Source organism: Gaiella sp. (genome assembly GCF_057140465.1).
Window position 1 is genome coordinate 1 of the sequence record NZ_DBNHWK010000051.1, and the last position, 10,156, is coordinate 10,156.

The following is a 10,156-nucleotide window of genomic DNA, read 5'->3' on the forward strand; positions in this document are numbered from 1 at the left end:
GGGGCTCGACCCGGAGCGCTCGACGGTCTTCGCGCAGAGTCACGTCACCGCCCACGCCGAGGCGAGCTGGCTGCTGTCGGCGGTGACGAGCTACGGGCAGCTCGGCCGGATGACGCAGTTCAAGGACAAGGCGGACCGACGCGACTTCGTCTCGGCGGGGCTCTTCACGTACCCGGTGCTGATGGCGGGCGACATCCTCCTCTACCAGAGCGACCGCGTCCCGATCGGCGACGACCAGCGACAGCACCTCGAGCTCAGCCGCGACATCGCCGAGCGCTTCAACGCGCGCTTCGGCGACACGTTCGTCGTCCCCGAGGGCATCTACCCGGAGGTCGGAGCGCGGATCATGGACCTGCAGGAGCCGACGACCAAGATGTCGACGACCGGCGGCACCGAGCAGGGCACCGTCCGCCTGCTCGACGAGGCCGACGTGATCCTGAAGAAGTTCCGCAGCGCCGTCACCGACTCGGGCCGCGAGATCCGGCGCGGCGACGACAAGCCGGGGATCACGAACCTCGTCGACATCCTCGCGGTCGCGACCGGCAAGTCACCGGGACAGATCGAGGTCGAGTACGAGCACGAGGGGTACGGGCGCTTCAAGGTCGACGTCGGCGAGGCGGTCGCCGGCCTGCTCGCGCCGGTGCGCGAGCGGTACCTGGAGCTCCGCGCCGACGAGGGCGAGCTGCGGCGCCTGCTCGCGCTCGGCGCCGACAAGGCGCGGGCCGCCTCCGCACCGACGCTCGAGCTGATGTACGAGCGGATGGGCTTCGTGCGGCTCTGACCCTCGGCACGCGGGGCGGGGATCCGGCCCCACAGCCCAGGGGCCGCAGGGCCTACGTGCGCCGGGACCCGCGATCCTCGTCGCGCGGCTACAGGCCGACGCGGCGCCGGAGAGCAGCCGCCTCGTCGCGGGTCAGCGCTCTCCACGCCCCCGGCGCGAGCCCGGTGAGCGCGAGGCCGGCGTAGCCGGTGCGGTGCAGCCGGCGCACGGGATGCCCGACCGCCTCGCACATCCGCCGCACCTGGCGGTTGCGCCCCTCGTGCAGCGTCAGCTCGAGGCGCGATGCGCCGAGACGGCGCACGCGCGCGGGCGCGGTGCGGCCGTCGTCGAGGTCGACCCCCTCCTCCAGCCGACGGAGCGCCTCGTCCCCCGGGACGCCGTCCACGTCGACGAGGTAGGTCTTCTCGACCCCGAAGCTCGGGTGTGCGAGACGGTGCGCGAGCTCTCCGTCGTTCGTGAGCAGGAGCGCGCCCGTCGTCTCGCGGTCGAGGCGACCGACGGGGACGACGTGCGGCTCGTCGGGAACGAGGTCGACGACCGTCCGCCGGCCCTGGGGGTCGCTGACGGTCGTCACGACGCCCTGGGGCTTGTGGAGGAGGAGCAGCGCGGTCTGCTCGGGCTCGACCCGGCGGCCGTCGACCTCCACGGTGTCGCCGACGTCGACGATCGTGTGGAGCTCTCCGCGCTCGCCGTTGACGCACACCCTGCCCGAGCGGATCAGGTCGTCGGCCCCACGACGCGAGGCGACGCCGGCTCGGGCGAGGTAGCGATTGAGCCGCATCGCACCATTCTCGCCCGGGTAGGGTGCCTGCGTGACTCGACACGGTGAGCAGGCGCGGCGACTGGCCGAGCTCGTCGTCGACTTCGGCGCCAACGTCCAGCCCGGCCAGATCGTCGCCGTCTCGTCGGACACCGGCAAGGAGGAGGTCGCGCGCGCGATCGCGCGCCGCGCGTACGAGCGGGGCGCCCGGTGGGTCGACGTGCTCACCTTCGACCCCTGGGTGAAGCGGGCGCGCCTCGAGCTCGCTCCCGAGGAGACGCTCCACGAGGTGCCCCCGTGGATGGTCGACCGGCTGGAGTGGCTCTCGTCGGAGCGCGGCGCGCGGATCTCCCTCCATGGACCGTCGGCCCCGCTCGCGCTCGAGGGAGTCGACCCGCGCCGGACCGGTCACGACCTCCTGCCGTACCTCCCGAACTCGGGAGCGGTCGTCAACGCCCGGACGACGAACTGGTGCGTCGCGCCCGCGCCGACGCCGGGGTGGGCGACGCTCGTCTACCCGGACCTCGCACCCGACGCGGCGTACGACCGGCTCTGGGAGGTGATCTCCTACGTCTGCCGGCTCGAGGCGCCCGACCCGGCAGCAGCCTGGGCCGCACGGGGTGCCGAGCTGAAGGCGGTCGCCTCGCGGCTCACCGAGCGCCGCTTCGACGCGATCCACCTCGAGGGGCCCGGGACGACGCTCACCGTCGGGCTCCTGCCGTCGTCGCGCTGGAAGGCAGGGGACTCGGCGACGGCGGAGGGCCTTCGCCACTACGCCAACATCCCGAGCGAGGAGACGCACACCGCACCCGACCCGGACCGCGTCGACGGCGTCGTGACGGCGACCCGGCCGCTCGAGCTGTACGGCTCGCTGATCGACGGCCTCCGCGTCGAGTTCACCGGCGGGCGGGTCACGCGCATCGACGCCGAGCGCGGAGCCGATGCGCTCCGCGCGGCCGTTGCCAAGGACGACGGCTCGTCCCGGCTCGGGGAGCTCGCGCTCGTCGACGGGAGCGGCCGGATCGGGCCGCTGGGCACGGTCTTCCACGACACGCTGCTCGACGAGAACGCCGCGAGCCACATCGCCCTCGGCAACGCCTACGCCGACTCCGTGGAGGACGAGGCGGATCGGCGTCGCATCAACCGGAGCCGCATCCACGTCGACTTCATGATCGGGAGCCCGGATCTCGACGTCGACGGGATCACGGCGACCGGTGAGCGCGTCCCGCTGCTCCGGGACGGGGCATGGCAGGTCTGATGCGCGCCGACCGCGTCCGCGCCCTCGCCGAGCTCGCCGTGACCGCCGGCGCCAACGTGCAGCCCGGTCAGATCGTCGGGCTCACGACGCACCCCGGGAAGGAGGACCTCGCACGTGCGGTCGCCGGCGCCGCCTACCGGGCCGGGGCGCTCTGGGTCGACGTCTTCACGTTCGACGACCTCGTCAAGCGCGAGCGGCTCCTCCACGCCGCGGACGACACGATCGACTTCGTCCCGGCGTCGTTCCGCGACCGCCTGCGCTGGCTCTCCGACGAGCACGGGGCCAGGATCTCCCTCTCCGGGCCGCACGCCCCGAGCGCGTTCGACGACGTCGACCCGTCCCGGGCGGGGCGCGACCTGCTGCCCTGGCTGCCCGAGTCGAACGCGGTCATCAACGCGCGGACGACGAACTGGACGATGGTGCCCGGTCCGACGGCCGCCTGGGCCGAGCTCGTCTACCCGGGCCTGACGGCCGCCGAGGCCCTCGAGAGGCTGTGGGCCGCGGTCGAGCGCATGTGCCGGCTGGACGAGCCGGACCCGAACGCCGCCTGGACGGCACGAACCGCGCAGCTCCTCGACGTCGCCCGGCGCCTCACGGCCCGCCGCTTCGACGCCGTCCGCCTGCACGGGCCGGGCTCGGACCTCACGATCGGCCTGCTCGGGGGCTCGCGCTGGCACGCGGCGCGCTTCGAGACGATCGACGGCGTCCCACACCATCCGAACCTGCCGACGGAGGAGGTCTTCACGACGCCCGATCCCGAGCGCGCAGACGGCGTGGTGACGATGACGAAGCCGCGGGAGCTCTACGGGGCGATCGTGGAGGGGATCCGCATCGAGTTCGCCGGCGGGCGCGCGGTGCGGATCGACGCGACGCGTGGCGCCGAGACCCTGCGCGCCGCCGCCGCCAAGGACGAGGGAGCGTCGCGCCTCGGCGAGCTCGCGCTCGTCGACGGCGACGGCCGGATCGGGCCGCTCGACACGGTCTTCTACGACACCCTGATCGACGAGAACGCCGCCAGCCACATCGCCCTCGGCGCGGGTCTTGCGATGGGAGTGGACGGGCCGGAGGCGGAGGCGGCGATGAACGCCTCGGCGATCCACGTCGACCTGATGGTCGGCAGCCTCGAGCTCGACGTCGACGGGGTCACACGCGCCGGTGAGCACGTGCCGGTGCTGCGGCACGGCCGGTGGCAGCTCTGAGCGGCCGCGCCGTCGCGTCGACGGCGTGACGCGCCCCGCGATCGCTCAGACCGGAGGCTCCGGGTCGTACTGGATGTAGCGGCGGACCTCGCGCGCCCGCTCGACCGAGTGCAGGCGGGCGACGAGGTGGAGCGCCATGTCGATGCCGGCGGACACACCGGCCGCGGTGACGACGTCGCCGTCGTCGACGAACCGTGCATCGGGCCGGACGTCGACGCGGTCACCGAGCTCGCCGAGCATCTCGACGAGCCCCCACCACGTCGTGGCCGGTCGACCGTCGAGCAGTCCGGCCGCCGCGAAGACGAGCGAGCCCGTGCAGACGCTCGCGAGGAGCGTCTCCTCGGCGTGGAGCGTCCGCAGTCGATCGAGGACGACCGGGTCGGCGAGCTCCCGTCGCGTCCCGACACCGCCCGGGTACACGAGCACGTCGACCGCGCCGAGCGTCTCCCACGTGTGGTCGGGGAGCACGCGGAGGCCCTTCGCGCAGGTCACCGGCCCGTCGTGCGAGGCGACCGTGACCACCTCGACGTCGTCCTCCGGAAACTGGCGGGCCCAGGCGGCGAGCACCTCCCAGGGGCCCGCCCAGTCGAGCTCCTCCGCGTCCTCGAACAGCGCGACCGCGATCCGCACGCCCGCCTCAGGAGGCGCGTGCCTCCGCGACCGCGAGCAGACGGTCACGGATCGCCTCGGGCTCGCCGCCGAGATCGTCGAGACGCGGAAGCGCGGCGAGCGACTCGAGGCCGAACACACGCTCGAACAGCGCGGTGACGCGATAGCGCACGGCCCCGCCGGGCCCGCTCTCGCGGCCGGCCTCGGCGATCAGCCCCCGCTCGACGAGCGACGCCACGGCCGAGTCCGCTGCGACCCCGCGGATCCGGGCGATCTCCGGCCGCGTCACCGGCCCCAGGTAGGCGACGACGGCGAGCGTCTCGAGCGCTGCCTGCGAGAGCCCACGCTCGACGGGGCGCTCGAACAGCCGTTGACACGCGTCGGCGGCCTCCCGCGCCGCGCGGAAGGCGTAGCCGCCGGCGACGTGCTCGAGGACGATGCCGGATCGCCCCTCCCGGTAGCGATCGCCGAGCAGGGAGAGCGCGGTCGCGACGCGCTCGGCGTCGTCCTGCGCCGCCTCGGCGAGGTCGTCGACGGACAGTGGTTGCGACGCGACGACGAGCAGCGCCTCGATCGTGCGGGCGAGCTGGTCGACCGGGCTCGCGGAGATCAGGCGAAGTGCGCGGTCTTCCACTGCGGGATCCTTTCGGTCTCGGAACGGGTGACACGGATCGGCGCGAACGGCGAGGCCTGCGACAGGTCGATCTCGCCGCTCTTGCGGAGCTCCAGCAGGGCGAGGAAGGCCACGGCCTGCTCGACCCGAGAGAGCTCGCCGACCTCCTGGTCGAAGTCGATCACGCGACGGCGCTGGAGGATCGCGCGGAACCGCTCGAGGAACTGGGAGACGGGCGGGAATCGGAGCGCCATGTGCGAGAGAGACACTTTCGGCGGCTCGACCGCCAACCCTCTGAGCGCGGTCGCGAGCACCGACGACTCCTGGGCCGCGAGACGGCGCTCGGGCTGCGGCGCGAGCGGGGCCGGCCCGAGACGGAAGTACCGGTCGCGCTCGGAGGCCATGCGCTCCCGGAGCCAGCCCGCTGCCTCCTTCATGCGGCGGTACTCCGCCAGCCGTCGGGCGAGCTCCTCGGCGGCCTCCTCGGGCTCCAGGTCGGACAGCTCCGCGTCCTCGTCCGGGAAGAGGCGGCGCGCCTTCAGCTCGAGCAGCGCCGCGACGAGCACGAGGAACTCGCCGCATGCCTCGAGATCGAGCTCGTCCCGGGCCGCCAGCTGCTCCACGAACGCGACGACGATCGCGGCGACGTCGATCTCGGCCGTCGCGAGCTGCTCGCGGAGCACGAGCGTGAGCAGGAGGTCGAAGGGGCCCTCGAACGCCTCCAGGTCCAGCTCGAGATCGCGGACGGCACTGGCCACCCGCCGACCCTATCCCCCGGGTCGGACGCGACTCCTCGGCACGGCCATCTTGCGGGGCGGCGGCGGCCCACCGCGGCGGCCGCGGCGCTGCGACCGCCACAGCCAGACGGCGCCGGCGAAGAACCCGAGGGCCGCCACCCACCCGTTGAAGCGCATGCCCGCGATCTCGTGCGCGGGATCGATCCGGAGCTGCTCGACGACGAAGCGCCCGGCGCAGTACAGCATCACGTAGGCCGCGAAGAGCCCCGGGGGCCGCGGCCGGAACCGCCGCTCGATCACGAACACGAGGATCGCGGCGGCCGCGAAGTCCCATGCCATCTCGTAGAGGAACGTCGGGTGGTACGTGGCCTGGTCGATCGTGTCGAGCGGCCGCTTGGCGACGTCGATCTCGAGCCCCCACGGAAGGTCGGTCGGCTTGCCGAACAGCTCCTGGTTCCACCAGTTGCCGAGACGCCCGATCCCCTGGGCGAGCAGCAGCCCCGGAGCGAGGCAGTCGGCGAGCAGCCAGACGTCCGCTCCCGCGCGCTTCGCGACGATCGCGCCGACGAGACAGCCGGCCGCGATCCCGCCCCACACGCCGAGGCCGCCGCGCCAGATCGCCAAGGGGCCCCACCACTCGTCCGGCACCTCGTCCCAGCTCGTCGCCAGGTGGTACAGCCGCGCGCCGACGATCCCGGCCGCGACACCCCAGACGGCGACCCGGAGGATGAGATCCCAGTCGCCTCCACGGGCGACCCACCGCCGCCCCGTGACGACGACACAGACGACGATCGCCAGCAGCAGCGTGAGCCCGTACATGTGCACGGTGAACGGGCCGACGTCGAGCGTCCCGCTGCCCGGGGACGGGATCGAGGCGAGAAGACGATGCACAACGTCGATTCTGCCTGTCCTGCGGCGGGAAGGGTTTCGAGAGAGTTCACGGAACCTTTACGCCGATCACTGGAAAAGTCGCATCCGATCGGCGACGCTGGGCGAACAAGAGGCACAGATCCACTTCCACCCGTCGAGATGGCACCCGTACACCTCCTCACCGGCCCCGACCTCGAGCTCGAGCAGATCGAGCAATGGCGACTGCTGACGCTCGAGCGCGCGGGCTTCGACCGCGAGGCGGCCGTCGTCCTCGCGCACTCGCACGAGGTCGACCTGCACCGCGCCGTGTGGCTGCTCGAGCACGGCTGCTCGGTCGATCTCGCCCTCCAGATCCTCCTCTGACCCGGTCGAGCGCCGCCGGGCACCCCTTGTAGGATTGCGCCGTGCTCCCGCTGCGCAGGCACGCGAAGACGGCGCTGCTCCGCGACGTGCCGCTCTTCGCCGAGTGCTCCCGGCGCGACCTCGCGGGCATCGCGACGCTGATGGAGGACGTCTCGGTCGCGGCGGGGGCCGTGCTCATGCACGAGGGAGAGCCGGGGCACGCGTTCGTGGTGATCGTCGAGGGCACCGCGAAGGTGACCCGCCGTGGACGGAGGGTGAGCGACCTCGGGCCGGGGGACTTCGCCGGCGAGATCGCGCTCGTCTCGAACGTCCCGCGCACGGCCACCGTCGTCGCGTCGACGCCGCTGCGCGCACTCGTGATCTCCGATGGCCCGTTCCGGCAGCTGCTCCGAGAGCAGCCGGCGATCGCGGTCAAGGTGATGCGCGTGCTCGCCGCCCGCCTCGCGGCGATGTCCGGGGTCTAGGCGCGACCCCGGCCGCGCCGCTACGCGTGCCGACCGCGCGTCAGCCGACGATCGCCGACGGCCCGAGGAGCGTCTTCGCCTCGGCGAGGAAGTCCGGGTCAGGGGTCACGCGGTAGTCGGGCCCGAGCGCCAGCGTCTTCGGGCCCTGCGACGTCTCGACGAACACGAACACCGGCGACTCGCCCGGGAACTCGCGCACCAGCCGGGCGAGCTCGCGGATCACCGAGGCCGGGGCCTCGCGGGCGTCGAGCGCGAACCGCACCTCGCGACGCTCCGGGACCGCCTCGAAGGCCGTCACCTCGAGCGCGATCAGCTTCGTCTCACCGGCCTGCTTGTGGTCGACGCGGCCCTTGACGACGAGGACGCGGTCGGCGACGCAGAGGTCGCGCGCATGCGCGTAGCAGGAGTTGAACACGACGACCTCGATCGACCCGGTCGGGTCGTCCAGCGCCATGAACACCATCGGCTCGCCGCGCCGCGTCGTGGTCTGCTTCACGTCCGACACGATCCCGCCGACGGTGACCACCTCCCCGTCGCGGCGGCGCTCGAGCTCGGCGAGCGTCGCATCGGTCTTGCGCCGGAGCTGCTCGCGGACGCCGTGCAGCGGGTGCTCCGACACGTACAGGCCGAGCGTCTCCTTCTCGAGCCGCAGCAGCTCCTGCTTCTCGAACTCCGTGGCCGGCAGCGGCGGGTGATGGCGCTGCGCGAGGGCGTCGTCGTCGCCGCTCGGCGCGTCGAAGAACGACGCCTGGCCGATCAGGCGGTCGGCCGCGAGCTTCTGCCCGTGCGCGAGGGCCTGTTCGACGACCGAGAGCATCCCCATCCGCGTCGCTCCCGTGGAGTCGAGCGCGCCGCACTTGACGAGCGACTCGAGGGCCCGCTTGTTCACGACCTGCGGGTCGACACGCTCCGTGAAGTCCCAGATCGAGGTGAACGGCCCCCCCTCCTCGCGGGCCGCGACGATCAGACGGCAGGCGGTCTCGCCGACGTTCTTGACGGCGTTCAGCCCGAAGCGAATCTTGCCGTCGACGACGGCGAAGTCGACCTCGGACGAGGTGACGTCCGGCGGCAACACGTCGATCCCCATCTCGTCACACGCATTGACGTAGAACGGCACGCGGTCCTTCGTGTTCATCACGCTCGAGATGAGCGCCGCCATGTACTCGCACGGGTGGTGCGCCTTGAACCACGCGGTCCTGTACGCGATCAGCGCGTAGCACGCCGCGTGCGACTTGTTGAAGGAGTAGTCCTGCGCCTTCTCCATGTCCTCCCAGAGCTGCCGGGCGATCGCGGGCGTGAGGCCGTTGGCGATGCACCCGTCGATGAACTTCTCCTTCAACGAGGCCATCAGCGCGTGGTTCTTCTTGCCGATCGCCTTGCGGAGGTCGTCGGCCTGGGCGGGGCTGAAGCTCGCGAGCTGCTTCGCGATCTCCATCGACTGCTCCTGGTAGATGCTGATCCCGTACGTCGGCCCGGTGATCGGCTCGAGCCGCGGGTCGGCGAACGCGACCGGCTCGCGGCCGTGCTTGCGGGCCGCGTACGCCGGGATGTACTGCATCGGCCCGGGACGGTAGAGCGCGACGAGGGCGATCAGGTCCTCGAACCCGCTCGGCCGCACCTGCCGCAGCGCCTCGCGCATCCCGGACGACTCGAACTGGAACACGCCGGTCGAGTCGCCCCGCGCCAGCATCTCGTACGTGGCCGGGTCGTCGAGTGACACCTTCGCGACGTCGACGTCTCCGACGAGGCGCTCCGCCGTCGCCAGCACGTCGAGGTTGCGCAGCCCGAGGAAGTCCATCTTCAGCAGCCCGAGCGCCTCGACGTTCCCCATCGAGAACTGCGTCACGACCTCGGCGTCCGCGCCCTTCTGCTGGAGGGGGACGAGGTCGATCAGCGGCTCGGCGCCGATCACGACACCGGCGGCGTGGATCGAGTCGGCCCGCGTCAGGCCCTCGAGCGGCAGCGCGAGGTCGACGATCTCCTTCGCGACGGGATCGGACTCGACCGCCTTCTGCAGCTCCGCCCCCGGCTTCAGCTCCTCGGCCAGCGTCTGCCCGGGGCCCTCGGGGACGAGCTTGGCGATGCGGTCCGCGACGCCGTAGGGAACCTCCAGCACGCGTGCCGCGTCCCTGATCGCCGCGCGCGCCGCCATCTTCGAGAACGTGATGATCTGGGCGACACGGTCGCGCCCGTACTTCTCGGCGACGTAGTTGATCACCCGCTCGCGCCCCTCCACCGCGAAGTCGATGTCGATGTCCGGCATCGACTTGCGGCCCGGGTTGAGGAAGCGCTCGAACAGCAGCTCGTAGCGGATGGGGTCGATGTCGGTGATCTCCAGGCAGTAGGCGACGAGCGACCCGGCCGCCGACCCGCGGCCCGGCCCGACCTGGATCCCCTCGCGCCGCGCGAACCCCACGAAGTCGGAGACGATGAGGAAGTAGTCCGCGAACCCCATCTCGCGGATCGTGTGGAGCTCGAACCGCAGCCGCTCCTCCAGCTCCG

11 protein-coding genes are annotated in these 10,156 nt (G+C 72.4%); 5 read left to right on the plus strand and 6 right to left on the minus strand.

From position 1 onward, the window contains the following. On the plus strand, positions 1-781 hold a 781-nt coding region (gene trpS, locus AC162C_RS07275), incomplete at its 5' end, for a tryptophan--tRNA ligase (RefSeq protein WP_484096967.1). An 88-nt stretch (positions 782-869) separates the two neighbouring features. Here the strand turns inward: trpS and AC162C_RS07280 are convergent. Further along, a complete protein-coding gene (locus AC162C_RS07280; RefSeq protein WP_484096968.1) occupies positions 870-1,562 on the minus strand; it encodes a pseudouridine synthase in 693 nt (230 codons plus the stop codon). Positions 1,563-1,593: 31 nt separating this feature from the next. Between AC162C_RS07280 and AC162C_RS07285 the strand changes: the two genes are divergently transcribed. Both AC162C_RS07285 and AC162C_RS07290 read left to right on the plus strand, forming a co-directional pair. Next, a complete protein-coding gene (locus AC162C_RS07285) occupies positions 1,594-2,799 on the plus strand; it encodes an aminopeptidase (RefSeq protein WP_484096969.1) in 1,206 nt (401 codons plus the stop codon). Next, positions 2,787-3,998 (plus strand): aminopeptidase, encoded by a 1,212-nt coding sequence (locus tag AC162C_RS07290; RefSeq protein ID WP_484096970.1) that lies wholly within the window; start codon positions 2,787-2,789, stop codon positions 3,996-3,998. Before AC162C_RS07285 ends, AC162C_RS07290 begins: the two co-directional genes overlap by 13 nt. 45 nt (positions 3,999-4,043) lie before the next feature. On the opposite strand, the gene AC162C_RS07295 is transcribed toward AC162C_RS07290, so the two are convergent. Genes AC162C_RS07295 through lgt form a run of 4 tightly spaced genes read right to left on the minus strand, consistent with a single transcriptional unit; the run spans position 4,044 to position 6,848 of the window. Beyond that, positions 4,044-4,628, minus strand: a complete 585-nt coding sequence (locus AC162C_RS07295) for a DJ-1/PfpI family protein (protein WP_484096971.1) — start codon at positions 4,626-4,628, stop codon at positions 4,044-4,046. Positions 4,629-4,635: 7 nt separating this feature from the next. Then, positions 4,636-5,241: an SMC-Scp complex subunit ScpB gene (gene scpB, locus AC162C_RS07300; RefSeq protein WP_484096972.1), complete on the minus strand. Its 606-nt coding sequence runs from the start codon at positions 5,239-5,241 to the stop codon at positions 4,636-4,638. Further along, positions 5,217-5,978, minus strand: coding sequence for a segregation and condensation protein A (locus tag AC162C_RS07305; RefSeq protein WP_484096973.1), 762 nt, complete (start codon positions 5,976-5,978; stop codon positions 5,217-5,219). The genes scpB and AC162C_RS07305 overlap by 25 nt, the downstream gene beginning before the upstream one ends. Positions 5,979-5,987: 9 nt before the next feature. After that, positions 5,988-6,848 (minus strand): prolipoprotein diacylglyceryl transferase, encoded by an 861-nt coding sequence (gene lgt, locus AC162C_RS07310; protein ID WP_484096974.1) that lies wholly within the window; start codon positions 6,846-6,848, stop codon positions 5,988-5,990. A 138-nt stretch (positions 6,849-6,986) separates the two neighbouring features. On the opposite strand from lgt, the gene AC162C_RS07315 reads away from it, so the two are divergent. Both AC162C_RS07315 and AC162C_RS07320 read left to right on the plus strand, forming a co-directional pair. After that, positions 6,987-7,190 carry a hypothetical protein gene (locus tag AC162C_RS07315; protein ID WP_462973363.1) on the plus strand — a complete coding sequence of 68 codons (204 nt, stop codon included), beginning with the start codon at positions 6,987-6,989 and terminating at the stop codon, positions 7,188-7,190. Positions 7,191-7,231: 41 nt separating this feature from the next. Further along, on the plus strand, positions 7,232-7,654 hold the full coding sequence (locus AC162C_RS07320; protein ID WP_484096975.1) for a cyclic nucleotide-binding domain-containing protein: 423 nt from the start codon (positions 7,232-7,234) through the stop codon (positions 7,652-7,654). 40 nt (positions 7,655-7,694) lie between these two features. On the opposite strand, the gene dnaE is transcribed toward AC162C_RS07320, so the two are convergent. Further along, a partial coding sequence (dnaE, locus tag AC162C_RS07325) for a DNA polymerase III subunit alpha (protein ID WP_484096976.1) occupies positions 7,695-10,156 on the minus strand: 2,462 nt, incomplete at its 5' end.